This window comes from Jiella avicenniae (assembly GCF_021390325.1).
GTDB lineage: Bacteria > Pseudomonadota > Alphaproteobacteria > Rhizobiales > Rhizobiaceae > Jiella > Jiella avicenniae.
In genome coordinates this window covers 1-24,260 of record NZ_JAJUWU010000016.1, presented here as the reverse complement: position 1 = coordinate 24,260, position 24,260 = coordinate 1, and the positions used below count along the sequence as shown (strand labels likewise).

Sequence of the window (24,260 nt, the reverse complement as noted above, 5' to 3'; positions counted from 1 at the left end):
GTCGCTCAGGAGCCCGCCTCATGTACAATCTCTGGTACAAGAATGCCGTCATCTACTGCCTCGACGTCGACGCCTTCATGGATTCCGACGGCGACGGGGTCGGCGATTTTCAGGGGTTGGCCGATCGGCTGGACCATATCGAGGCGCTCGGCTGCGACACGATCTGGCTTTTGCCCTTCTATCCCTCGCCGGACAGGGACAACGGCTACGACATCACCGACTACTATGCGGTCGATCCGCGGCTCGGCAATCTCGGCAACTTCGTCGAATTCGCGCAGGGCGCCAAGGACCGCGGCCTGAAGATCATGGTCGATCTCGTGGTCAACCACACCTCGATCGACCATCCCTGGTTCAAGGCGAGCCGCGAGGGACATCCGAAATATCGCGACTGGTATCTGTGGAAGGACGAGAAGCCGGCGGATGCCGAAAAGGGCGTGATCTTTCCGGGCGTGCAGGAATCCACCTGGACCTTCGACCGCAAGCGCCAGGCCTATTATTTCCACCGGTTCTACAAGCACCAGGCCGATCTCAACATCGCCAACCCGGCGGTGCGCGAGGAGATCGAGCGGATCATCGGCTATTGGCTGGCGCTCGGCGTCTCGGGCTTTCGCGTCGATGCCGTGCCGTTCATCCTCGAGGATCTTCAGGGTCCGGGCGACGGGCAGAGCCCTTACGGCTATCTCGGCCAGATCCGCCGGTTCCTGTCCTGGCGGCGGGCCGAGGCGATCCTGCTCGCCGAGGCCAACATCCCGATGGATCAGGCGGCGGATTATTTCGGCGACGACGACCGGCTGAACCTCGTCTTCAACTTTCCCCTCAACCAGAAGCTCTTCCTGGCGCTGGCGCGGCGCGAGGCGCTGCCGGTGCGCGACTTCCTGAAGGCGCTGCCGGAGATCCCCGAGACGGCGCAATGGGCGACCTTCCTGCGCAATCACGACGAGATCGATCTCGGCCGGCTGAAGGACGAGGAAAGGGCCGAAGTCTTCGCCGCCTTCGGGCCGGAAAAGTCGATGCAGATCTACGATCGCGGCATCCGCCGACGGCTCGCGGCGATGCTCGGCGGCGACGAGCGGCGGATCGCGATGGCCTTTTCGCTGATGCTGTCGCTGCCGGGAACGCCGGTGATCTGGTATGGCGACGAGATCGGCATGGGCGACAATCTGGACCTGCCGGAGCGCAACGCCGTGCGCACGCCGATGCAGTGGTCGGCCAAGCGCTCCGGCGGGTTCTCCACCGCCAGACCCGCGGACTGCGTCCGCACGCCGGTGACGGAGGGGCCGTTCGGCTACGCCCATGTCAATGCCGATGCCCAGAGGGTCGACCCGGCCTCGCTGTTCGCAACGGTCCAGCGGCTGATCCGGGCGCGCCGAAGCTGTCCGGAGATCGGCTGGAGCCGGCCAGAAGTGCTCGACGTCGACGGCCCGTCCGTCATCGGCCTGCGCTACTCCTGGCGCGGCAATCATCTGGTCACGTTGCACAATCTCTCCGACGAACCGCAGACCGTGGAGATTTCTCCCCTGATCGAGGGCTGCGAGGTCCGGCCCGTCCTCAGGGCAGGCATCGACATCGACCGGACGGGCGACGGGCTGACCCTGAAGCTCGGCGCCTATGGCTACGAATGGCTGCGGCTGGAGGCGGTGGCGGAGGGGGCGTGAGACGTCGGGGCGAAGCGCGCGCGTCAGAACCGGCGGGCACTCGTTTTACGGTCGGAGCATCCGCAAGGATCGACGTGAGGCACCTTGGTCCGCCATCTCGTCGCCCAAGGCCGATCCGGGATGATCGCCATCATAACCGCCTCGTCATCCCGGCCCCCGAGCCGGGATGACGAAACGTCTATGTCCTCGCGCGACCATCGACGGACAACCGCTTGGCAGACGATTTACATGAACGCTTTACCGGGCCCTCTCGAAGCAGGTCACTACGGCGCCCGATCGTGCCCCTGTCCCAACGCCGTGACCCGCTCGTTCCCTCCGCCCTGCGCCGTCCTGCCGCATCGAAGCCGCGCCCCGACTCTTGCCATCGGCCCGTCCTCTCGGCCAGATGGGAACGAAACGCGAATCAGGCGGCGGGACGCGATGAATGCTCTGGCACGGCGACGGCGGCACGTTGAGTGCGAGGCGCTGGAGATATCTCTGGCGGGCGAGCGGGTCGCCTGCGATCCGTCCGGCGTCCTCTACCTGCCGGCGGAAGACTGCCTGATCGTCTCGGACCTCCATCTGGAAAAGGGTGCCGCCTTCGCACGCCGCGGCATGTTCCTGCCGCCCTACGACACGGCGGCGACGCTGTCGCTCCTCGCCCTTGCCCTCGACCGCTGGCGCCCGGCCCGCGTCGTCTGCCTCGGGGACTCCTTCCACGACCGCAAGGGCGCGGCGCTGATGCCGGCCGGCGAGCGGGAGGCGCTGGCGAGCCTGATGCGCGGGCGGGACTGGATCTGGATCGCCGGAAACCACGATCCGGAGCCGCCGGTCGGGATCGGCGGCGAGACGCATGGCGAAATCAGCGTTGGCGCCCTCGCCTTCCGGCACGAGCCGAGCGCCGGGCCTCGCCGCGGCGAAGTGTCGGGCCATCTCCATCCGGTGGCGCGCCTCGCCGGCCGCGGCTCGCGCCGGGCCTGTTTCGCCACCGACGGCGACCGGATGATCCTGCCCTCCTTCGGTGTCACCACCGGCGGTCTCAACGTCCTCGACCGCGCCTTTCACGGGCTGTTCGACATGCCGAGGGCCCTCGCCTGCATGATCGGCCATGCCGGCATCTATCCGGTCCGCTTCGGCGCCTTGTCGGCGGGTTGAGCGTCCACGCCGGTTGAGACCACGGATGTCTCCGGCCGCTCGCCCTCAGCCCCAGGTCGAGACGAAGGCGACGATCTGGCAGAGCGTGACCACGGAGGAAAGCACCAGCCGCAGCCGCCCGAACCACCCCGGCAGCTCGCCGCGCCGTGCCGAGACGACGTCCCACAGGCCGGTCAGCACGAAGCCCGCCGCGAAGCCGGCGAAGGCCCAGGGGCTCGGCGCGAAGAGCAGCACCCAGCCGAGAAGCGACGGCAGGACGGAGGCGACGAGCGTGCCGATGGCCTGATGGGCGGGAGCAAGGGAAAAGCCCCAGCGGATGCCGCCGAGGAAGGCGAGGATCGTCGCGGAATAGCCGGAGAGCGCCAGGATCAGCTGCGGATAGGCGATGAAGTCGCGGCCGGCATAGGCGAGCAGGCCGGTCATGATCACGAAGGGCACGAGACCGGCAAACCCCAGCGTCCAGGCCGTGCGCTGGTGGTCGTGAGGTCGGCCGGTCGTTCGTGCCGATGCGGCGGCATCGCCGGAGCGGGGGTGGCCGGCGTCGTCTTCTTCGATGGTGCTCATGGTGCCGAAGATAGGCGCCGTGCGGCGACAGTCATCGTGTGAGCCCGACGTTCCGCCGCCACCCGTCGCCGGTTTCGAAGGGTCCGGCCGATCAGTCGCGCTTGAAGACGAGGCGGCCGAACCAGCCTGTGAAGATCGCGAGGAGAACGGCGGCCATCCCGTAGAAGACGCCGTAGCGCGTCGCCATGTCGTCGATATAGCTCTCGAAGCCGGATTTGCGGACGAAGAGCGGCTCGGAACTCTCGCGGATGAAGACGCCGCTGCGAAACAGATAGGCCCGCGCCATGTGTGTGCCCGTCGGAAGGTCGGCCGGCAGGTTCAGGTCGGCGCGAAACAGCGTCGGACTGACGAACTGCACCGTGCCGACGCTCTGATTGTAGAGACCCTTCGCGCGTCGGATGCGTTTGAGCGCCTCGGCGTAGTCGTCGACCGTCACGGCAGCGTCCGCCGACGTGCCGCCGATGTCCTGGGCCGCCTTGGCGCGGCGTTCGGCGAGGCTGATATTCACCTGGCCCTTCGCCTCTTCCGGCTTGTCGGGCGCCGGCTGACCGAAGGCTCCGGTGGTCGCGCCGCTGTCCAGCCTCAGATCGGCGATGCCGAGTGACAGGCGCTGTCTGAGCTCCTGCCTGGCGATGTCGGCGAGCGGCCGGGTCGCCGCGAGCGCATAGGAGCCCGGCACCGCATCGAAGGTCTCCGAGCCGCGGTTGATCCACAGGCCGAAGGTGCGCTCTTTCTCGCGCACCACGGCCGGGCTCCGCGGCCCGACCAGAACGACGACGATGTCGTAGCGCTGCTGTCGGAGGAGCTTGGCATCGGCGTTGTCGAGTGCGCCGAAGACCACCAGTCTCGCTCCGGTGAAATCGGAGCTGATCGAGATCGTGCTGGTCGACAGACCGATCTCGAAGGTCTCGATACCCTCCTGCGCGAAGCTTGCGGACGACGCGGCCAGCGCCAGGCAGCCGGCGACGAGCGCGAAGCCTGCCGGCATGAACCGTCCGCGCCGCGGCCTCGCGCCCCTCACCCGATCTCTCCCGTCGGAAGCGTGATGGTGAACCGCTCGTCCGGCGTCACGACGAGTTCGTAGCCGAGGCGCAGCCCGACGGCGAGCACCAGGATGGCCAGCAGCGCGCGCAGCTGGTCGCCGCGCAGCTTGCGGCCGGCCTGGGTGCCGAACTGCGCGCCGATGACGCCGCCGAGCATCAGAAGAAAGGCGAGGACCACGTCGACCGTGCGGTTGGTCGCGGCCTGCAGGATGGTCGTCGCGGCGGCGGTGAAGATGATCTGGAACAGCGACGTGCCGATGACGACGCTGGTCGGCACCCTGAGGAGATAGATCATCGCCGGAACGGCGATGAAGCCGCCGCCGACGCCCATGATGCCGGCCAGAAGGCCGATCAGGAAGCCGAGCAGCAGCACCGGAATGATCGAGACGTAGAGCTTGGAGCGGTGGAACCGCATCTTCAGCGGCAGGCCGTGCACCCAGCTGTGCTGTCCCGGCCGGCGGATTTCGCCCGAGCCCTGCGACCGGGACTTGAGGATCGACTGGAGGCTCTCGACCAGCATCAGCCCGCCGATGCCGCCCAGGAAGACGACGTAGAGAAGCGAGACGACGAGATCGAGCTGGCCGAGCCGCCGCAGCAGGGTGAACAAGAGGACGCCCGCCACCGAGCCGCCGAAGCCGCCGATCAAAAGGACGGTGCCGAGGCGCAGATCCACCGTGCCGCGGCGATAATGGGCGAGAGCGCCCGAGAAGGACGCGGCGATGACCTGGTTCGCGCCGGTCGCGACCGCCACCGCCGGCGGGATGTTGTAGAAGATGAGGAGCGGCGTGATCAGGAACCCGCCGCCGACGCCGAACAGGCCGGAAATGAAACCGACCGCCGCGCCCATACCGACGAGGACGAAGACGTTGAGCGAAATTTCCGCGATCGGCAGGTACAGATTCACGGGGCGCGGCCGATGGATTTTTCGAGATTCCGCAGTGCGGTGGACCTGATCGTTCTGGCCCGAAGCCCGACGAGTGTCAAATGTCGACGTGCCCGCCGCCGTCGTCGCTGGTGACGCGGCGGGCGGGCGGCGTCAGCCGTCCTTGCGTTCCAGGAGCTTGCGGATCAGCGTCTCGTCGACCTTGCCGGTGACGGCGATCCCGGCATCCTTCTGGAAGGCCTTGATCGCCTCCGTCGTCTTGGTGCCGATGACGCCGTCCGGCGTGCCCGGATCGTAGCCGATCTTGATCAGGATGGCCTGGATGTTGCGGATCGCCCGGGTCATGTCGATCGACGAAGTCACCGTCGATTCCGGCCGTCCCATCCATTCCTGCGGGATGTCGACCGTGTTGGCCCCCTCGTTCCGCTCCGATGGCTCGAAGTCGGCGATCTGGCCATCGACGGTCTCCAGCTGCGCCGGCGTCAGGCCCTTCTTGATCTCGTCGCGCTTTGCCGCGGCATCGGAGTCGCCATTGGCCGCGACGATCGAGAACCACTTGTAGGACTTGGCGAGGTCCTGATCGACCCCGGCGCCGCGGGCATAGAGAATGCCGAGATTGTACTGGCTGTCGGGCATGCCGTAGGTCGCCGCCTTCTCGAACCACTGTGCGGCCTGCGCCGGGTCCGACTTGCCGTCGATGCCGGTGGCGTAGAGGACGGCGAGATTGTGCATGGCGCGAACGTTGCCGCCGTCGGCGGCGGCGAGATAGGCGTCGCGTGCCTTGGCAAGATCGCGATCGACGCCGTTGCCCTTCTCGTAGAGCGTCCCGAGGCTGTATTCGGCCGGCGCGAAACCGTTCGCCGCGGCAAGCTCGAACCAGGCCGCCGCCGCTTTCGGATCGGGCTCGCCGACACGGCCCTCCATCAGCCGGAGGCCGATTTCGAACAGCGCCTTCGGATCGCCGGCTTGGGCAGCCTTCGTCAGCGGCTCGGAGGCGATGCCTTCCGGGATGGAGGGAAGATCGGCGGGTGCCACCGCCCGGGGCTCGCCCGGATCGACCGCGGCAACCCCCTGCGGCTCGCTCGATCCAGCGTCGGACGCCGCCGATGCGCCGGTCTCGTCTGAGCCCGTCGCGGCCGGCGCGACTTCCTCACGATCCGCCGTGGCGGTTGCCTCGGAGCTGGCGGCGTCGACGAAACCCGACTGACGCGGACCGTCGTTCAGAGAGAAACCGACTTTCGGCGCCTGCGCCGATGCGGGCAGCGACGGCACGGCGATGCCCTCGTCCGCCGGCGGTGCGACGGCGGCATCGGCAGCGCTCTGCGACGGGCTGGCGACGCCCTCGACGGCCGGAGCCGCATCGGTGGAACGGGGCGCGGCGGCGTCGCCGGCAGATCCGCCGATCCGGTCGGCCGCGACGTCGTCCTGAATAGCGGAGTCGGGGGAGACCGTCGCGGAAAACAACCGCGGTGCCATCTGGCTGGCGAGGACGGCGAGGAGAATGGCGCTGACCGCCAGAAGGATCGGTTTGCGGCGGCGACGGACCTTGGCGACGAAGCCCTCGTTGCCGTCGATTTCCTCGTCGTCGGACGCGTTGCGCATGGCGTCGGCTTCCGCCGCCGCGGCGAGGGCGGCGCGGCGGGCGGCGGCGATGAAGTCCGCCTTGCCGGTATCCTCCTCGCTGGCCCGTCCGGCCTGCTGGGCCCGCACGCGCTCGATCAGCGAAACGATGTCGGGTTGGCCCGAGCCGACCGCCAGGGGCCGGTTGGCATCACCTGCGTCAAATGCGCCGGCATCGTCCTCGTCGGCGTCCTCGCCGTCATCTGCCCTACCGGCGTCAGCGACACCGTGCGACGCATCGTCGAATGCCGGCTCCTGCCAGTCCTGGTGCCGCTCGCCTTGCGGAACGGCCGGTCCGCCGGCCTTGCCGGTACGGCGCTTCAGCATGGCGCGAAGCCCCCGAGGCGCCTTTTCGACGACGGGAGGCTCGTCGAATCCGTCCGCGACCTCCCCGTGTCCGCCGCCGACGAGATCGGCGTCTATCCGATCGATTCGCTCGACGAGCTTCAGGAGCGTCGCGTGCATCGCCTCGTAGAAGGACTGGCTCTGCTCGCCGCTGGCGCGGGACATTTCCTGGAGCGCTCGCAGATCGCCGGCGAGCTGCTCGACATAGGCGCCCTGGCGTCCCTCGCCCTCTTCCATCATCCGGCGCACCGCCGCGTCGGCGGCCGCCTGCGCCGATTCCAGGATCGCCTCGCGGTTCTCCTCGATGCGGAACTCGATCGTCGCAAGACGCTCGTCGAGTTCGGGATCGGCGAGAGCGCCGGCGCTGCCGACGTCGGCGATCCGCTCCGACAGGCGGGCGATCTGCGCCTCGAGCGCCGCAACGATCTCCGGATCGAGGCCGGGAGTCGCCATGGATTCGAGACGTTCGTTCAGGCTCGCGAGCCGCGCCTCGATCGCACCGACGTCGGGGCCTGGCGCGACGCCGAGATTGGCAAGGGCGTCGAGCTGCGTCGAGAAGGTCTCGATCCGCTCGCCGAGAGCGGCGATGGCGGGGCCGTTGGACAGGCTCTCGATCCGGTCGGCGAGTTCGGCGATCCGCGCCGACATCGCCTCGACGTCGGCCTCGCCGAGGCTGTCGACGCGGGTCTGCAGCGACTGCAGCCGTGCCTCGACCCGCTCGACAGGCGACATGTCGACCGGTGGTGCCTTGGTGGCGGCGGCGACGATGGCGCGCGAAATCTCGTCGAGCCGCTCTTCCAGCGCCTGGAAATTGGCGTCGTCCGCTTCGCGGTCCTGGGCCTTGCCGAGGCTTTCGAGACCCTCCGACAAGGCCTGCAGGCGCGCCTCGATCGGCCCGAGCGCGAAACTGTCGGGCAGTTTGCTCAGGGCCTTTTCGAGCTGCTCCATGCGGCCGGCGAGCGTCTCGATGTTTTCCTCGATCGCCCGCGAGGCGAAGCGCTCCTCGAGCGAGCCCCAGCGCTCCTCCACTGCCTTGACCGACTGCTCGGAAGCCAGCGTCTCCAGCTTGTCGCGAAGGCTCGCCATCTCCGACTTCAGAAGCTCGGTGAGGTCCGGGCCCTCGGCACGTTCCGGCTTGTCGAGATAGCGGGTTTCGAATTCGTCCCAGCGCCGCTCGACGGCCTTGATGTGTTCCTCGCTCGCAAGACCACCCAGCGACTGGCGCAGGCGCTCCAGCTCGTCCTTGATGTCGCGGCGCTCGGAGGTGGACGCGGCCTCGCGATCGTCGATCGTCTTGCGGATGCCGTCCCATTTCTCGCCGGCGAGTTTGAGGCTCTCCTCGCGGGCGAGGTCCTTCACCAGCGACTTGATCGATTCGAGTTCGGTGCGCAGTCCCTTGACGCCGTGCTCGTCGGCGCCCGTCGTCGCCATCTGCGCCAGGCCTTCGTGAACGCGGGCGATCTCGGCATCGATTCTGTCGCTGCTGGCCCGGTCCGCGATCATGCGGCGCAGTTCGTCCACGGCCGCGCGCATGTCGTCGAAGCGCGGCTGGAAGCTCTTCGCCATGTCGGCGCGCAGCTCTTCGCGCAGCCGCTCGAGCTGTTCCGTGATGCTCGGGCCCGCCGGCACGGCCGGCCGCGCCGCGAGGCGCGCGGCGGCGGCTTCGTCGGCGACCGGCAGCCGGGCCACTCGCTCGCGCCGCTCGACCGGCCGGCGCAGGTCGTCGGCCGGTGCCTGGTCCTCCGTCGCGCCGAAAGCCGGCTGCGGGGGCGCTGCCCGGTTGAGGCTGCGCTGGCGCATGACGATTTCCGAGACCGCCTGCGACAAGTCGCCGCGCGGCGACTGGCGGCCCGCGCCGATCGCCCGGCGTCCGACCGCGGCGGCGGCCTGCGAATCGGCCGCCAGCGCCGGAAGCGGGGTATCGCTCTCGTGTCGTCGCAGGTCCGCGGCGGCACGGGCCTGACTGGCGGTCAATTTGGACAAGCGCGCTTCGAGCTGTTCGAGAGTCCGGCTCAGCGATTCGAGCGAGGACGTCTCGTCCGACGCCTGACGCCTGCCTGCTTCCATCCCTCTTTGGTCGGCCATGTCCGCTCTTCCCGCTTCTTCAGGGCCGTGGACCCAACGGCCCACCCCCATGGCTCGCATCGCGCTTGGCTTGAGTACCGCCCTGCAAAACCAGCCGTTTTCGGACTGATCCTGTCATGAAGGCCCACACCCGCATCGTTAGCGATTAGACCGGCAAGCCCGCTTGAAGCTGGAGTCCGTCACCAACCGCAACAAATCTGTCTTTGAAGAGCCGCAATTCGATCCATATTCCTCTAGGTAGGGACTCGGGGCTTGCTTATCGGCAGGTGGACCTGAGTCTCGGGGCAAAAATGGAATTTCGCAATGTCTAACCCATCAGCGGTCGAAAGGCCGGAAGAAGAAGAAGCGCAAGTCGACATCGACTTCCTCCTGGGCCTCGCCGGAGACCCCCATGCCGAGAAGGAGACCTTCAGGATCGGCGACCTCTCCCAGGAATTCGGCGTCACCCTGAGAACGCTACGTTTCTACGAGGACCGCGGCCTTCTGGCTCCGGCGCGTCGCGGCACGACCCGCCTTTACAGCCGCCGCGACCGTGCGCGCCTCCGGCTCATCCTCCTCGCCAAGATGCTGGGCTTTTCGCTGACCGAGGCCAAGCAGCTCATCGAGCTCTACCATCAGCCGAACGGCAAGCAGAAGCAGCTCGAAATTTCCTTGGAGCGCTTCGAAGAACAGCGGCACATTCTACTCGAGCAAAAGCGCGAGATCGAAGAGTCGATTGCTGCAATGGACAAGACGATCGACTACGCGCGCGACCGTCTGCAGCAGCAAGCCGCCGAATAGCCGCAAATCGCCAGGGCGCGCCGTCGAGCCCGCCCGAGATGTGACGTGCCGGCTCCGTGCCGGCGCTTTCACCCGGGACGGATCCGTCGGGCCGCCGTCGCGTCCGGCACGGTGTCGCTTGCCGGTCACCCCGGCAGCGACTCGTGCCGTCATGGCGTTTTCTCCATCTTCTTTCTCCGGGCGGCCCGTCTTCTCCCTCTGGGTGGAGCGTCAGCCTGCTCGATCGATGGCTTTGCCCGGCATTGCGATTGACGTTTACGTCAATGCAAGCCATAGACTGGGCATAGCAGAGACCGCGGATGTCCCGTCCTTCGGGGCGGCGACCGCGGCAGGATCATGGGAGAGGAGGCAACGCTCATGGCCGAGGCCTACATCTACGATCACGTGCGCACCCCGCGCGGACGCGGCAAGAAGGACGGCGCCCTGCACGAAGTGCCGGCGGTCCGTCTCGGCGCCAAGGTTCTCGAAGCCCTGCGGGACCGCAACGGCATCGACACGACCAAGATCGACGACATCATCTTCGGCTGCGTCGATCCGGTCGGCGAAGCCGGCAGCGTCATTCCGAAGGCGTCCGCCTTCGAGGCCGGCTACGCCTTCTCGGCGCCCGGCATGCAGATTTCCCGCTTCTGCGCCTCGGGCCTCGACGCGGTGAACCTCGCCGCCGCAAAGGTCGCGCAGGGCGCCGACGATCTCGTCATCGCCGGCGGCGTCGAATCGATGTCCCGCGTCGGCATGGGCATGTCGGGCGGCGCCTGGGTCATGGATCCCTCCGTCGGCATTCCGGCCTATTTCATGCCGCAGGGCGTCTCGGCCGATCTGATCGCGACGAAATACGGCTTCTCCCGCGACGACGTCGACGCATACGCCGTCGAGAGCCAGAAGCGCGCGGGCAAGGCCTGGGCCGAGGGCCGCTTCGAGAAATCCGTCATCCCGGTCAGGGACCAGAACGGCCTGACCATCCTCGACAAGGACGAGCACATGCGCCCGTCGACGGACATGCAGTCCCTCGGCAGCCTGAAGGCGTCGTTCGCCCAGATCGGAGAGATGGGCGGCTACGACACCGTCGGCATTCAGGCCCATCCGGAGATCGAGGCGATCGACCACGTCCACCATGCCGGCAACTCGTCCGGCATCGTCGACGGCGCGGCCGGCGTCCTCATCGGCTCGAAGGCCGGCGGCGAGGCGCTGGGCGTCAAGCCCAGGGCCCGCATCCGCGCCTTCGCCAATATCGGCTCGGATCCGGCGCTGATGCTGACCGGGCCGGTCGACGTGACGAAGAAGCTGCTGGAGCGTTCCGGCATGGCGCTGAAGGACATCGACCTGTTCGAGCTGAACGAGGCCTTCGCCGCCGTCGTGCTGCGCTACTGCCAGGCTTTCGAGATCGATCCCGCGATCATGAACGTCAATGGCGGCGCCATCGCCATGGGCCATCCGCTGGGCGCCACCGGGGCGATGATCCTCGGGACGGTCCTCGACGAGCTGGAGCGTCAGGACAAGCAGACCGCTCTCGTCACCCTTTGCATCGGCGCCGGCATGGGGACGGCGACGATCATCGAGCGGGTGTGAGGCGACGGGGTGGTACGGCCTATTGCCGGATCGGCGGTGTCAGGCGATCGCGAAGGCTGCGTCGCCGTCATCCGCCGGACTGCCGTTCGGCCAAACGTGGACGGTGGGCAGCGCCTCGAAGGCGGGCTTGGCGAAGTAGTACCCCTGGAACAGGGCGACGCCCGCCGCCTTCAGAGCACCGAACTCCGCTTCCGTCTCGATGCCTTCGGCCAGAACGGTGATGCCGAGTTCCCGGGCGACGTAGAGGATCGCCGACAGGATGACCTGCCGGGAATGGGAGCCGTCGACGTTTCGGACGAGCTTCATGTCGATCTTGATGAGATCGGGCTGGAAATCGGCGAGGAGACCGAGCCCGGCATAGCCCGCGCCGAAGTCGTCGAGCGCGGTGATGAAGCCCATGCGGCGATATTCGGCGATGATCCGCTGCAGATGCGCGACGTCCGTCATCTCTTCGGCTTCGGTGAATTCGAACATGATCGAGCCCAGCGGAAACTGGCTCTTGCGGGCGGCGGCGAGCGTTGCCCGGAGGCATGCGGCAGGCTCGTAGACGGCGTTGGGCAGGAAGTTGATCGACAGATGCAGGTTCGGATCGGGAAACAGCCGCGCGGCAAGGTCGATCGCCTTGACCCGGCAAGCCTGATCGAAGCGGTACTTCTGCTCGTCCGAAACGCGGTTCAGCACCGAATAGGCGCCCTCGCCCGCTTCGCCTCTGACCAGCGCCTCGTAGCCCCAGACCCGTCCGGCCTTCGCATCGACGATCGGCTGGAAGGCCATGGAGAAGTTGAAGTCGAGCGGCTTGGAGGTCTGGCAGCCGGGGCAGGCGGTCGCGGACATGTCGTTCGTTTCCTCGCATTCGTTCTTGAGGCAAACGATAGGCTGCAAAGGTTGAGACCGTCTCAACGGCACCCGTCTCGCGCTCTCTAGGGCATTCAAAGTCAAACGAAATCAATAGCCGGACACACTTCGGCCGATCGGGATGGAGCCAGACATGAGCTATCAGAACTTCACCGTCGAGACCGACGCCGAGGGCATCGCCCTCGTCACCTGGGACATGCCGGGACGCTCGATGAACGTCTTCACCGACGAGGCGACGGGCGAGATCGACGCGATCATCGACCAGATCGTCGCCGACGACGCGATCAAGGGCGCGGTGATCACCTCGGGCAAGAAGGGCTCCTTCACCGGCGGCGCCGACCTCAAATCGGTCAGCGCGATGTTCGAGGCGTTTTACGCCGAGGCAGGCCGGAACCAGGATGCCGCGATCGCCACCCTGTTCGAGCGGGCCGGGCGCATGTCGTGGATCTGGCGCAAGCTGGAGACCTGCGGCAAGCCCTTCGTCGCGGCGATCAACGGCACCTGCATGGGTGGCGGCTTCGAACTGGCGCTGGCGAGCCACGGCCGCGTCGCCGCCCGTTCGGCCAATATGGGCCTTCCGGAAGTCAAGGTCGGCATCCTGCCCGGCGCCGGCGGCACCCAGCGCGTCCCCCGGATGATGGAGACCCAGGGCGCGCTGCAGATGCTGATGAAGGGCTCGACCCTTTCGGCGGAAGACGCCCTGAAGATGGGGCTGATCGATGCCGTGGTGGAGGACGGCGAACTCGTCTCGGCCGCCAAGGCGATGCTGAAGAAGGGCGTCTCGCCGGTGAAGCCCTGGGACGAGGAGCGCTTCAAGCTGCCTTCGGGACCGGTCTATTCGCCGGCGGGCGCCAAGGTCTGGCCGGCCGTCGCCTCGCTCTATCGCAAGGAGACCAGCGACAACTATCCCTCCGCCAAGGCGATCGTGAAATGCGTCTACGAGGGCCTTCTGCTGCCGATGGATTTGGGCCTGAAGGTCGAGCAGCGCTACTTTACGGAGGTGCTGCGCACCACCGAGGCGCGGATGATGATCCGCTCGCTGTTCGTCTCGTCACAGGCGCTCGCCAAGGGCGCCCGGCGGCCGAAGGACGTCCCGCCCAGCGAACTGAAGAAGATCGGCGTCGTCGGCGCCGGCTTCATGGGCGCCGGCATCGCCTATGTCGCGGCCAAGGGCGGGCTCGAGGTGGTGCTGATCGACCAGCAGCAGGCGGCCGCCGACAAGGGCAAGGCGCATTCGCAAAAGCTCGTCGAAGCGGCCGTGTCGAAGGGCAGGATGGCCGAGGCCGACGCCAAGGCCCTCGTCTCGCGCATCACCGCGACGACCGACTACGGCCAGCTCGCCGATGCCGGCCTCGTCGTCGAGGCGGTGTTCGAGGACCGCGACGTCAAGGCCGAGGTGACGAAGAAGGTCGCCGGGGTACTCGCCAAGGACGCGATCTACGCCTCCAACACCTCGACCATCCCGATCACCAGCCTCGCCGAGACCTTCGAGGATCCGCAGCGCTTCATCGGCATCCACTTCTTCTCGCCGGTCGACCGGATGCAGCTCACCGAGGTGATCCTCGGCGAGAAGACCGGGGACGAGGCGCTCGCCATCGCCCTCGATTTCGTCCGGGCGATCAAAAAGACGCCGATCGTCGTCAACGATTCGCGCGGCTTCTTCGCCAACCGCTGCGTCCTTCGCTACATGAACGAGGCCTACGACATGCTGGTCGAGGGCGTGCCGCCGGCAATGATCGAGAATGCCGCGAAGTTCGCCGGCATGCCGGTCGGGCCGCTCGCCCTCAACGACGAGACGGCGGTCGACCTGTCGCAGAAGATCATGAAGGCGACGATGCGCGACATGGGCGAGGATGCCGTCGATCCGCGCCATTTCCAGCTGATCGAGACCATGGTGTCGAACGGGCGGCTCGGCCGCAAGGCCGGCAAGGGCTTCTACGACTATCCCGAAAAGCCCGCCAAGAAGAAACTGTGGCCCGGGCTGAAGGAGATGTTTGCCCAGAAGGCCCCGGAGACGATCGACTTCACGGAGCTGAAGCAGCGCTTCCTCGTAACGATGGCGCTGGAGGCCGCCCGCACCATGGAGGAAGGCGTCGTCACCGACCCGCGCGAAGCCGACATCGGCTCGATCTTCGGCTTCGGCTTCGCGCCCTATACCGGCGGGACGATCAGCTACATCGACGGCATGGGCGCCAAGGCCTTCGTCGCGCTGTGCGAAAAGCTCGAGGCAAGGTTCGGCGAGCGCTTCGAGCCGACCCCGCTGCTGCGCGAGATGGCCGAGAAGGGCGAAACCTTCTACCAAAGGTTCGATCCGCAAGGGGCCTCCGCCAGGGCGGCGTAAGGGGCGCAACCTGCGAGCGCCGCCGCGCCGGCGAAGCGCTCGCAGGCAATCCAGTCCCGCCCATGCCGTTCTTGTTTCAAAATGGGATGGCGTCAGACGTTCGCCATGTTTACGGGTTCCAATCGAACGAAGGGATGCGATGCGGACTTTGCGGCGCAGGCCGGGTGAGTGCGTGGGGACGGGCCAGCCGGCATGCGCCGAAATCGACCGTGCAGGGCGAGATCCGATCGGATCCGTCCCGCGCGTGCGGAGAAGGTCGCGATCTCCGGCGAGGCGCCTGAAGGCGACGCCGGCGAGCACGGGCATGGAGACGGGGATCGATGGAAACGGGGGATCGGCTGTCCCGCGACGCTGACGGCGTCGACGAAGACGGATACCGGCAGACAGGCGGACGCCCCAGCGAAGAGGCCATCCGAGGTCGGCTGATCGATCGCCGCAGGGCGTTCGACGAGGCGGAGGCCGGGCGCAAGCTGGCCCATCGCTTTCGCCAGAAGATGCGCGCCGGCGGGTCTTCCGTGTCCTGGTCGCGGCGAGCGCTCGCGCCGGCGAAGGCGGTTTCTCGCGGCGCCGAAGCGTTGCGGAACCGGCCGATCGGCGCCTTCGTCGCGGCGGCTTCGCTGTCCGCGGTCATACTCGTGCCGCTGGCCCTGTCCTCCTACGCGCCGCTGCCGGGCGAGATGCCGCTGCCGGCCTCGCCGGCTCGCACCCATTCCGCCGGCACCGTAGAGGGCGAGCAGTCGCCGCCGTCGATGAGCGCCTCGTCCAGCCCGCAATCCGACATGGAGCCGACGGCGACGGCCGAGGTCCGCGCTCCCATCGCGCCCCCGGCGCCCGACGGATCGGTGTTCGAGACGCTCGAAAGCGAGGAAACCGCGGCGTCCGCCGAGCCCTCCGACCGCCCCGACACCGCGGAAAGGACCACTGCTTCAACCGTGGCGCCTGGCGGAACCCGCGCCTTGCCGGGGGACGATCCCGCTCTTTTCGAAACCGCCTCGCTTCGCGAGGTCGCGCCGGCCCTGCCCGACCGTCAGACCGAAACCGACGCATCGGCAAACCCCGCGGAACGGCCCGGCATCGATCCCGTCGCTGCGGCTCTCGCCCTGCGCCTGCCGGTGGAGCCGTCGGGTACGGAAACGGCGGTGCCGACGACCCTCGATCCGGCGACGACCGGCAGCATCTCTCCCGCCGCGGCGCCGGCCGGATCCCCGCAAGAGGCCGCGACTGTGCCCGGCATGGAAACCGCCGGGCCGGCCAAGGGCTTCATCGCCGTCTCACCCTCGATCCTGATCGCCTCCTCGCAAGACGACGGCCCGGAACCGGTCGCGCCGACCGGTGTCGTCGAGGACGCGAAGACGGCCGACGCAGCGGACGAAGATCCAGCGACCGCCGAGGCGCCGGTATCGACCGCCGACGGTCGCGCCACCGCCTCGGTCAACCTGCGCGCCGAGCCGACGAACGACGGCAAGATCGTCGCCGTCCTGTCGAAGGACGAGGCCGTCAAGGTCGTCTCCTGCAAGGGATGGTGCGAGGTCGAGACCTCGAGCGGCGCGAAGGGCTACGTCTACGAAAAGTTCATCGCGCGCGGCACGCTGGGCTGACGACGAGCCGGCGGACCGGCTTATCGTCTCAACACAGGGTGACGTTGGCGGCGAGACCGCCGAGGGCCGTCTCCTTGTATTTCTCGCTCATGTCCTCGCCGGTCTGGCGCATCGTCTCGATCACCTGATCGAGCGAGACGAAATGCGTACCGTCGCCCTTCAGCGCCAGGCGCGCCGCGTTGATCGCCTTCACCGCGCCCATCGTGTTGCGCTCGATGCAGGGGATCTGGACGAGCCCGCCGATGGGATCGCAGGTGAGGCCGAGATTGTGTTCCATGGCGATCTCGGCCGCGTTCTCGACCTGTCGCGGCGTGCCGCCGAGGACGGCGGCGAGCCCCGCCGCGGCCATCGAACAGGCGACGCCCACTTCCCCCTGGCAGCCCATCTCGGCCGCCGAGATCGAGGCGTTCTGCTTGTAGAGCGCGCCGATCGCCGCGGTCGTCGCCAGAAAGCGGATGGCGCCGTCGTCGTCGGCGCCGGGAATGAACCGCTCGTAATAGGCGAGCACCGCCGGGATGACCCCGGCCGCGCCGTTGGTCGGCGCGGTGACGACGCGCCCGCCGGCGGCGTTTTCCTCGTTCACGGCGAGCGCATAGAGATTGACCCAGTCGAGGGTCGTCAGCGGGTCGCGCAGCGCCCGCTCCGGCCGGTGCAGGAGCCCCTCGTAAAGAAGCTTCGCCCGCCGCTTCACCTTCAGCCCGCCGGGAAGCAGCCCCTCCATGCGGCAGCCGCGCTCGATGGAGGAAATCATCGCGTCACGGATCGACAGGATGCCGGCCCGCACCTCGGCACGGCTGCGCCAGGTTTCCTCATTGGCGAGGACGAGGTCGGCGATCGCGAAATTCTCCGCGTCGCAATGGACGAGAATTTCGGCCGCATCGGCGAACTCGTAGGGGGCGACGGCATTCCTTAGGACCGGAGTCTCATTGCTCGCCTCCTCCGCCGAAAGAACGAAGCCGCCGCCCACCGAATAATAATCGGCCCGGTCGATCTCCCCCCCGGTCTCGTCGAGGGCGACGAAGCGCAGGCCGTTCGGATGATGCGGCAGACGCTCGCGCTTGTGAAAGGTGAGTTCCTCGCCCGCTCGGAACGGCATCTTCCGGCCGGCGTCGAACGAAAGCTCGCCCGTTTCGCGGATCGCGGCATAGGCGGCCTCGGCGGCGTCGGGGTCGACCTGGTCGGGACGCATCCCCTGAAGTCCCAGCATCACCGCCTTGTCGGTGCCATGACCGATGCCGGTCAGCGCCAGGGAGCCGTAGAGTTCCGCCCTGACGCCGGCGACCTCGCCCTTCCGGCCCTTCTGCTCGAGCCGGTCGAGGAACCGCCGTGCCGCCCACATCGGCCCGACCGTGTGCGAGGAGGACGGACCGATGCCGATCTTGAAGAGGTCGAACAGGCTGACCGACATGCGGCACTCCGATCTGGCCACGGCGCCGCCAAAATCGGCGACGCCCGGACGAATGGGAGCCTGAAGAGTGCTGCCGCGTCAAGCCTTTGATCGGCCGATGCGCCGGCCGACCGTATCGGCGACGCGGGCGCCGCGCCGGCCGATGGGCTTGGGCGGCGGGTCGGTGGTGTCGACCGCCGTCTGGTGCTCCATCTCGGCATTGATCTCCGCCCCCACGATGAAGATCAGCGAGGAGATCCACACCCACATCATGAAGCCGACCACGGCGCCGAGCGAGCCGTAGATGGCGCCGTAATTGGCGAAGTTCTGCAGATACCAGGAAAAGCCGATCGACGCGACGAGCCAGACGCTCGCCGTCAGGACCGCACCGAGGGTCACCCACCGCCACCGCGCGCGCCTGCGGCTCGGCCCGTAGCGGTAGATGATCGCGATCGAGGCGACGATGAGCAGGAAGGCCACCGGCCAGCGAGCCGCGGCGATGACCGCTTCGGAAAGCGTCCTCAGGCCGAAGATCGCCATCAAAGCGGGCACCACGCCGACGACCGCGATCAGGACGATGCCGATGAAGATCGCCCCGAGGGTGAAGCCGAGGGCGACGAGATTGAGGCGGACGAAGCTGCGCTTCTCGCTCTCGCCATAGGCGACGTTCATCGCCTCGAACAGCGTCTTGATGCCGTTGTTGGCGCTCCACATCGCGAAGACGAGGCCGGAAATGAAACCGAAGGAAAGCGAGGTCGAATTCTGCTCGGTGAGATTGGTGAGCTGCGCTTCGAGGAGATCGGTTCCGGCCTGCGGCAGGAATCGGCCGATGAAGGCGATGTGGTCGCTGATCGTCGTCGGATCGCTGACGAAGCCGTAGAAGGAGACGAAGACCGCGAAGGCGGGAAACAAAGCGAGCAGAAGGTAGAAGGTCGCGCCGGCGGCGATCAGCATGACCCGGTCTTCGAAGAACGAGACGTAGAGCCGAGCCGCGATGTCCTTCCAGCCCTTCCATGGGATTCTGGTCGGATAGTCGGCGTCTCGGCCGCGGCCCGGCTCGCTCGCCCGATGGCGCATCTCCTCGCTCGTCTGGGCGGCGAACCGCGTCTCACTCACCTCGTCTCGACTCCACTGGAACCGCCTTCATGGCGACTCGGGCCGCCCCCGGCGAACCATCGTCCGACCAGGACTAGCATATCCTCGCCAGCGGTGGCCCACGCTCGCCAAATGCCGTACGGCGCTCTTCGTTCCCGCCGTCTCGACCGACCTGCGAGCGTCCCCTGACGGTCCGTCATTTCCTATGGACAACGACACGACGCGCTTTTATGAAGCGTCGAGGGATATTTTCCTCAGCGCCTGACGACGGATCTTCCGCCATGTTCTCGCATGACCGCATCTGGGCCGCGATCGACGCGCTCGCCGCGCGCAACAACCTCTCGGCCTCCGGTCTGGCGCGGCGGGCCGGCCTCGATCCGACGACGTTCAACCGCTCCAAGCGCAGCGCCGGCGACGGAAGGCCGCGCTGGCCCTCGACCGAATCGATCGCCAAGGTGATCGAGGCGACCGGCTCGACGATCGAGGAATTCACCACGCTGATGGCCGGCAAAGGCGCGGTCGACGCCGGCGTCCAGGCGCGCCGCGCCGCCGTCTCGGTGCCGCTGCTCGGCTTCGCCCAGGCCGGCGGCGGCGGCTTCTTCGACGATGCCGGCTATCCGGTCGGTCAGGGCTGGGACGAGATCCGCCTTCCGGCGCGTTCCGACGAGACCACCTACGCGCTCGAAGTCGCCGGTAATTCCATGCTGCCGCTCTACCGCGACGGCGACGTCATCATCGTCGCGCCCGGCGCCTCGGTGCGCCGCGGCGACCGGGTGGTGGTGCGCACCCGCGACGGCGAGGTGATGGCGAAGATCCTGCAGCGCCAGACGGCGCGGACGATCGAACTCGCCTCGGTCAATCCGGACTATCCCGACCGGCATTTCCGCCTCGAGGAGATCGACTGGATGGCGCGCATCCTCTGGGCGAGCCAGTGAGATCGCGGCTCGACCTGGAAGACGTCCGGCGCGTCATCGTCGTTGCGGTGAGCCTCGTTCTCGTCACGCTACTTCTCCTGTGGCTCGCGCCGGAAAAAGGCGATTTTCGCACGGTCTTCGATGCCGTCCGATCGAGCCGGCTGGCCGCGGCCGAATCCCGGCGGCAGGAAACCGCCACCCGCATCGCGGAGCATCCGGAGAGCGGGGAGACGACGGCCGACGATCCCTCGCGTGCCGGCGCGCCGTCGCCGGATGCCGCTCCCTCCGAGGCCAGCGGCACGGCAGACGACGGCGCGCTGGAGCGGCTTCCGCCGCGCCCGCCCCTGTCCGACGAAACGCTCAGGGCCGATACCCCCAAGCCGCAGCTTCTCCCCCGCCCCGTGGCCCTCGACGGCGCGCGCATCGCCTATCGCCAAGGGACCATCAATCTGCCCGGCGTCGAGGCGCTGCCTCTCGACCAGCGCTGCGGCACGGGCGCCGAGGCCTTTCCCTGCGGCGTCATGGCGCGCACGGAGCTGCGCCGCTTCCTGCGCGGCCGGTCGATCGAATGCGACGTGCCGCCGGAATTCGGCGTCAGGCGCGGCGAGGCGACCAGCGCCTGCACCGTCGCGGGCGACGACATCGGCCGGTGGGTGGTCGAGAACGGCTGGGGCAAGGCGACCGCCGGTGGGCCCTATGCAGAGGCGCAGGCCGCGGCGAAGAAGGCCCGGCGCGGCGTCTGGCAGTACGATGCCGTTCCGCCTGCCGCCCAGTAGACGTTAGAGCGGGATGAGATGAGCTTCGCTCAGCCCTCCGCTCTATCTTTCTGTTGAAGCATGATCTTTCCCGAAAACCGGTTCCCACTTTTCGGGATCAAGCTCTAGTTCGCGCCGGCGAGTGTCCCGTCCAGCGCCTGGCGGATGAGCGACCGGGTCTCGCCGATGCCGTAGAGCGCGACGAAGGAGCCGAAACGCGGACCCTTCTCCTGGCCGAGCAGGATCTGGTAGAGCGCCTGGAACCACTCGACCGAGACGCCGGGCCCACCCTCGGGGCCCTTCTTCTTCAGATCCTGATACCGTTCGATCGGCCGGGCGACGTCGAGCATGGCATTCTGGATCGCCTCGCCGTCGGCGTCCTCGGGCAGAGCGGCGAGCTTGGCGTCGAGGGCCTCCAGCGCCCCGCGCTCGACCTCGTCGGGCGCCCGGAAGCGCTTCGCCGGCTTGACGAAGTCGTCGTAGTAGCGAAGCGCATAGCCGACCAGCCGGTCGAGTTCGGGATCGGTCGTTGCCGTCGTGCCCGGCGCATAGCGGCTGATGAAGCCCCAGAGCGTCTCGGTATTGGAGGCGTTCGAGGCCGAGACCAGATTGAGCAGCATGGCGAAGGGTACGGCGATTCCCTGCGCCGGCGGCACGCCGTCGTGGATGTGCCAGACGGGATTCTGCAGCCGCTGCTTCTGATCCTGGCGCTGATAGGCGGAGAGAAAGGCGTAATAGTCGTCGACCGCCTTGGGGATGACGTCGAAATACAGCTTCTTCGCCGTCTTCGGCTTCTGGAACATGTAGAGCGACAGGCTCTCCGGCGAGGCATAGGCCAGCCAGTCGTCGATCGTCAGGCCGTTGCCCTTCGACTTGGATATCTTCTGGCCGGCGTCGTCGAGGAAGAGTTCGTAGTTGAAGCCTTCCGGCGGCTTCGCTCCGAGGGCGCGGCATATCTTCGAGGACAGGGTGACGCTGTCGATCAGGTCCTTGCCGGCCATCTCGTAGTCGACGCCGAGCGCCGCCCAGCGCATCGCCCAGTCGGCCTTCCACTGGCACTTCACCCTGCCGCCGGTGACGGAGGTCTCGATCCGCTCGCCGGTATCCGGGTCGAGATACGCGATCGTGCCCGCGGCGACGTCCCGCTCGACCATCGGCACCTGCAGCACGATGCCGGTCTTCGGGTGGACCGGCAGGAAGGGCGAATAGGTTGCGCGCCGGTCCGGCCCCAGCGTCGGCAGGATGATCTCCATCACCTCGTCATAGGCGGCGAGCATCTTGAGCAGCGTCTCGTCGAAACGGCCGGCGGTGTAATAGTCCGTCGCCGAGGCGAATTCGTAGTCGAAACGGAAGCCGTCGAGGAAGCGGCGGAGCTTGGCGTTGTTGGCCGCCGCGAAGGAAGGATATTCGTTCGAGAACGGATCGGGAATGCGCGACAGCGGCTTGCCGAGATGGGTGAGCATCATCTCGCGGTTCGGCACGTTGTCCGGCACCTTGCGCAGCCCGTCCATGTCGTCGGAAAAACAGAGAAGCCGCGTCGGCACCTGGTCGTCGGTGAGAACGCGGAAGGCGTGGCGCACCATCGAGGTTCGGGCGACCTCGCCGAAGGTGCCGATATGCGGCAGGCCGGACGGACCGTAGCCGGTCTCGAACAGCACCTCCGCCGGCATGCCGGGCGCCTCGAACCGCTTCAGGAGTTTGCGCGCCTCCTCGAACGGCCAGGCATTCGAGGCAAGCGCCTCTTCGCGCATCGGTTCGGCATGGTCGGCGGGCGTCGGCATTCGAAATTCCAGAAAGATCGAGAAGGAAACGAGCGCGCCGCCGCAAGAAGGCGGCTGCGAGCGATCAGGCGAGTGGTCTAGAAAGAAGCCGGTCCGGCGTCAACAAAGCCCGCGCGCCCGCAAAGCCGCCCCCGCCGGGCCATCGCCCTTGTGGCAGGACGTCGCGCCTCCTAGGTTTGCCGCACTCGACCTTTGAGGAGCAGGAAGCATGGCCGCAATGAACCCGCAGGACGCGCTCGTCCATCTGATGATTGCCGTCGCGGCGGCGGACGGGCAGATCAGCGGCATCGAGCGGCGGGAATTCACCGTGCTGCTGGGCACCCTCCCGGTCTTCGAAGGCTTCGACGAAAGCCGCCTGATGGACATTGCCCAGGATTGCGGGGCGCTGCTCGACGAAGACGACGGCCTCGACCGGATCATCGCGAATGTCCGCGCTGCCGTTCCGCAAACGCTTTACGAGACCGCCTATGCCCTCGCCGTCGAGGTCGTATCGGCCGACGTATCGGCCTCCCAGCCGGAACTGAGGCTGCTCGAAATGCTCCGCGACGCCTTCGAACTCGACCGGCTGACGGCTGGCGCGATCGAGCATTCCGCACGGGTCCGCTACCGCAAGCTCTGAGCGCCCGGCGCCGGCCCGCGCTGCCTCCGCTCGCCTCGACCGGCATGACCACCGGCAGCCGAGCGGTGCGTCAAAAGGCGCTGATCGGGAAGTAGCGCAGCATCAGCTCGGTCATCCGCCCCTTCGCGACCAGCTGGGCGATGGCGTAATCGACCGCGTCGGCCAGAGCGGCATCGTTTGGGCGGACCGCGATCGAGAGCCCTTCGCCGAGAAACCGGTCGGACAGGAACGGCCCGCCGGCAAAGGCGCAGCAATCGCCGGCCGCCTCGCTTTCCAGCCAGAAGGACAGGCTGACGCCGTCGCCGAAATAGGCGTCGATCTTGCCGTCCCGCATCGCGTTCAGCGCCTGAAACCGGTCCGGATAGGTCTGCACCTTGGCCGTCGGAAAGAAGGCGCCGAGCATCGCCGCATGGGCGCTGCCGACCGTCACGCCCACCACCTTGTCGGCCAGACGATCGGCGATCGGGCTTTCGATCGGCCGGTCCTTGCGCACGACGAACCGGGCCGGATAGCGGAAATAGGGCTGGCTGAAGGCAAATTCCGCCCGCGTCGTCGGATTCATCGCAAGGCCCGCGACGATCGCCTCGCCGTCACCTTTCTTCAGCGCCGGGACGATGTCGGCGAACGGCAATGCCTCGATCTGACACCGGGCGAGGATGTCCAGCTCCTCGCAGATCGCCCGGGCGAGATCGACGTTGAAGCCCGTCAGCCGCCCCTCGCCATCGAGGAAGTTGAACGGGGGATAATCCGTCGACGTCAGGAAGCGGATGCGCTGACGGCCGGCAAGATCCGGCTTGGCGATCCGCTGATGCTGATCGACGAAATTGGGAGTTGCGACGCTCTCGCCGCCGACCTCGGCACTCCAACTCGAGGAACCCGGGCCCAGCAGGCAAACGACGACGAGAATCAACCAGCGCAAGAATTTTTCGCCCATTGGTTAGTTTACGAAATAGTTAAACTTCAACACGATCCCCTTGAAATTGCATCCCGAAAAAATGCATCTTTAAAGATGGAAAGCGCTCCCGTGTGGGGAAATCCGGATCTCGCTCACGGCCTCGGTGCGCAGCCTTACCCGACCCTGCGAGGCGCCGGCAAGCGTGCTCCATGCGAAGGCAGGGCTCCGAATTCATATGACAGCGGATGACGGGTTGCTTTTGATCTGATTCGATGAAGGGGTTTGATTCGCGGAGCGCTCTCATGTCCCTGTCCATTGCCGAACCAGCGTTGCCAAAGTCCAGGC

The 24,260-nt window shown here is 67.4% G+C and carries 18 protein-coding genes; 9 read left to right on the top strand and 9 right to left on the bottom strand.

Annotated elements, in window-relative coordinates; genetic code table 11:
- Nucleotides 1–20 precede the first annotated feature (20 nt).
- Both LZD57_RS15460 and pdeM read left to right on the top strand, forming a co-directional pair.
- A complete protein-coding gene (locus LZD57_RS15460; RefSeq protein ID WP_233720382.1) occupies nucleotides 21–1,655 on the top strand; it encodes an alpha-amylase family glycosyl hydrolase in 1,635 nt (544 codons plus the stop codon).
- Between the two features lie 420 nt (nucleotides 1,656–2,075).
- Nucleotides 2,076–2,789 carry a ligase-associated DNA damage response endonuclease PdeM gene (pdeM, locus tag LZD57_RS15455; RefSeq protein ID WP_233720381.1) on the top strand — a complete coding sequence of 238 codons (714 nt, stop codon included), beginning with the start codon at nucleotides 2,076–2,078 and terminating at the stop codon, nucleotides 2,787–2,789.
- Nucleotides 2,790–2,834: 45 nt separating this feature from the next.
- On the opposite strand, the gene LZD57_RS15450 is transcribed toward pdeM, so the two are convergent.
- From LZD57_RS15450 to LZD57_RS15435, 4 genes are all read right to left on the bottom strand, one after another.
- On the bottom strand, nucleotides 2,835–3,353 hold the full coding sequence (locus LZD57_RS15450) for a DUF3429 domain-containing protein (protein WP_233720380.1): 519 nt from the start codon (nucleotides 3,351–3,353) through the stop codon (nucleotides 2,835–2,837).
- 91 nt (nucleotides 3,354–3,444) lie between these two features.
- Nucleotides 3,445–4,341 (bottom strand): TIGR02186 family protein, encoded by an 897-nt coding sequence (locus LZD57_RS15445; protein ID WP_233720379.1) that lies wholly within the window; start codon nucleotides 4,339–4,341, stop codon nucleotides 3,445–3,447.
- A 29-nt stretch (nucleotides 4,342–4,370) separates the two neighbouring features.
- The gene (locus LZD57_RS15440) at nucleotides 4,371–5,300 is read right to left on the bottom strand and encodes a sulfite exporter TauE/SafE family protein (RefSeq protein WP_233720378.1); all 930 of its coding nucleotides are present in this window, start codon (nucleotides 5,298–5,300) and stop codon (nucleotides 4,371–4,373) included.
- 132 nt (nucleotides 5,301–5,432) lie between these two features.
- A complete protein-coding gene (locus LZD57_RS15435) occupies nucleotides 5,433–9,329 on the bottom strand; it encodes a peptidoglycan-binding protein (protein ID WP_233720377.1) in 3,897 nt (1,298 codons plus the stop codon).
- Nucleotides 9,330–9,632: 303 nt separating this feature from the next.
- Between LZD57_RS15435 and LZD57_RS15430 the strand changes: the two genes are divergently transcribed.
- Nucleotides 9,633–10,109, top strand: a complete 477-nt coding sequence (locus LZD57_RS15430; RefSeq protein WP_233720376.1) for a MerR family transcriptional regulator — start codon at nucleotides 9,633–9,635, stop codon at nucleotides 10,107–10,109.
- A 357-nt stretch (nucleotides 10,110–10,466) separates the two neighbouring features.
- Entirely contained in the window at nucleotides 10,467–11,675 is a 1,209-nt protein-coding gene (locus LZD57_RS15425; RefSeq protein WP_233720375.1) for an acetyl-CoA C-acetyltransferase, read from the top strand.
- Nucleotides 11,676–11,714: 39 nt separating this feature from the next.
- On the opposite strand, the gene LZD57_RS15420 is transcribed toward LZD57_RS15425, so the two are convergent.
- Nucleotides 11,715–12,509: an EAL domain-containing protein gene (locus LZD57_RS15420; RefSeq protein WP_233720374.1), complete on the bottom strand. Its 795-nt coding sequence runs from the start codon at nucleotides 12,507–12,509 to the stop codon at nucleotides 11,715–11,717.
- Nucleotides 12,510–12,663: 154 nt separating this feature from the next.
- Between LZD57_RS15420 and LZD57_RS15415 the strand changes: the two genes are divergently transcribed.
- On the top strand, nucleotides 12,664–14,871 hold the full coding sequence (locus tag LZD57_RS15415; RefSeq protein WP_233720373.1) for an FAD-dependent oxidoreductase: 2,208 nt from the start codon (nucleotides 12,664–12,666) through the stop codon (nucleotides 14,869–14,871).
- 320 nt (nucleotides 14,872–15,191) lie between these two features.
- On the top strand, nucleotides 15,192–16,469 hold the full coding sequence (locus tag LZD57_RS15410) for an SH3 domain-containing protein (RefSeq protein WP_233720372.1): 1,278 nt from the start codon (nucleotides 15,192–15,194) through the stop codon (nucleotides 16,467–16,469).
- A gap of 28 nt (nucleotides 16,470–16,497) precedes the next feature.
- On the opposite strand, the gene LZD57_RS15405 is transcribed toward LZD57_RS15410, so the two are convergent.
- Together LZD57_RS15405 and LZD57_RS15400 are read right to left on the bottom strand one after the other, a co-directional pair.
- On the bottom strand, nucleotides 16,498–17,877 hold the full coding sequence (locus LZD57_RS15405) for an L-serine ammonia-lyase (protein WP_233720371.1): 1,380 nt from the start codon (nucleotides 17,875–17,877) through the stop codon (nucleotides 16,498–16,500).
- A 78-nt stretch (nucleotides 17,878–17,955) separates the two neighbouring features.
- On the bottom strand, nucleotides 17,956–18,972 hold the full coding sequence (locus LZD57_RS15400) for a YihY/virulence factor BrkB family protein (RefSeq protein WP_338034708.1): 1,017 nt from the start codon (nucleotides 18,970–18,972) through the stop codon (nucleotides 17,956–17,958).
- Nucleotides 18,973–19,232: 260 nt separating this feature from the next.
- Here LZD57_RS15400 and LZD57_RS15395 point away from each other — a divergent pair, with 260 nt between their 5' ends.
- Entirely contained in the window at nucleotides 19,233–19,886 is a 654-nt protein-coding gene (locus tag LZD57_RS15395; protein WP_233720370.1) for a S24 family peptidase, read from the top strand.
- A complete protein-coding gene (locus LZD57_RS15390) occupies nucleotides 19,883–20,641 on the top strand; it encodes a thermonuclease family protein (protein ID WP_233720369.1) in 759 nt (252 codons plus the stop codon). Before LZD57_RS15395 ends, LZD57_RS15390 begins: the two co-directional genes overlap by 4 nt.
- A gap of 104 nt (nucleotides 20,642–20,745) precedes the next feature.
- Here LZD57_RS15390 and LZD57_RS15385 read toward each other — a convergent pair whose 3' ends face one another.
- Nucleotides 20,746–22,401, bottom strand: coding sequence for a lysine--tRNA ligase (locus LZD57_RS15385; RefSeq protein ID WP_233720368.1), 1,656 nt, complete (start codon nucleotides 22,399–22,401; stop codon nucleotides 20,746–20,748).
- A gap of 208 nt (nucleotides 22,402–22,609) precedes the next feature.
- Between LZD57_RS15385 and LZD57_RS15380 the strand changes: the two genes are divergently transcribed.
- A complete protein-coding gene (locus LZD57_RS15380) occupies nucleotides 22,610–23,020 on the top strand; it encodes a tellurite resistance TerB family protein (RefSeq protein WP_233720367.1) in 411 nt (136 codons plus the stop codon).
- A 70-nt stretch (nucleotides 23,021–23,090) separates the two neighbouring features.
- Here the strand turns inward: LZD57_RS15380 and LZD57_RS15375 are convergent, their stop codons facing one another.
- Entirely contained in the window at nucleotides 23,091–23,939 is an 849-nt protein-coding gene (locus tag LZD57_RS15375; RefSeq protein ID WP_233720366.1) for a transporter substrate-binding domain-containing protein, read from the bottom strand.
- Between the last annotated feature and the right edge of the window lie 321 nt (nucleotides 23,940–24,260).

What these genes read in the sequence shown, in the direction of transcription:
- LZD57_RS15460 (WP_233720382.1), top strand. Translation starts at nt 21, where the DNA reads ATGTACAATCTCTGGTACAAGAATGCCGTCATCTACTGCCTCGACGTC.
- pdeM (WP_233720381.1), top strand. Translation starts at nt 2,076, where the DNA reads ATGAATGCTCTGGCACGGCGACGGCGGCACGTTGAGTGCGAGGCGCTG.
- LZD57_RS15450 (WP_233720380.1), bottom strand. Translation starts at nt 3,353, where the DNA reads ATGAGCACCATCGAAGAAGACGACGCCGGCCACCCCCGCTCCGGCGAT.
- LZD57_RS15445 (WP_233720379.1), bottom strand. Translation starts at nt 4,341, where the DNA reads ATGCCGGCAGGCTTCGCGCTCGTCGCCGGCTGCCTGGCGCTGGCCGCG.
- LZD57_RS15435 (WP_233720377.1), bottom strand. Translation starts at nt 9,329, where the DNA reads ATGGCCGACCAAAGAGGGATGGAAGCAGGCAGGCGTCAGGCGTCGGAC.
- LZD57_RS15430 (WP_233720376.1), top strand. Translation starts at nt 9,633, where the DNA reads ATGTCTAACCCATCAGCGGTCGAAAGGCCGGAAGAAGAAGAAGCGCAA.
- LZD57_RS15425 (WP_233720375.1), top strand. Translation starts at nt 10,467, where the DNA reads ATGGCCGAGGCCTACATCTACGATCACGTGCGCACCCCGCGCGGACGC.
- LZD57_RS15420 (WP_233720374.1), bottom strand. Translation starts at nt 12,509, where the DNA reads ATGTCCGCGACCGCCTGCCCCGGCTGCCAGACCTCCAAGCCGCTCGAC.
- LZD57_RS15415 (WP_233720373.1), top strand. Translation starts at nt 12,664, where the DNA reads ATGAGCTATCAGAACTTCACCGTCGAGACCGACGCCGAGGGCATCGCC.
- LZD57_RS15410 (WP_233720372.1), top strand. Translation starts at nt 15,192, where the DNA reads ATGGAAACGGGGGATCGGCTGTCCCGCGACGCTGACGGCGTCGACGAA.
- LZD57_RS15405 (WP_233720371.1), bottom strand. Translation starts at nt 17,877, where the DNA reads ATGTCGGTCAGCCTGTTCGACCTCTTCAAGATCGGCATCGGTCCGTCC.
- LZD57_RS15395 (WP_233720370.1), top strand. Translation starts at nt 19,233, where the DNA reads ATGTTCTCGCATGACCGCATCTGGGCCGCGATCGACGCGCTCGCCGCG.
- LZD57_RS15385 (WP_233720368.1), bottom strand. Translation starts at nt 22,401, where the DNA reads ATGCCGACGCCCGCCGACCATGCCGAACCGATGCGCGAAGAGGCGCTT.
- LZD57_RS15380 (WP_233720367.1), top strand. Translation starts at nt 22,610, where the DNA reads ATGGCCGCAATGAACCCGCAGGACGCGCTCGTCCATCTGATGATTGCC.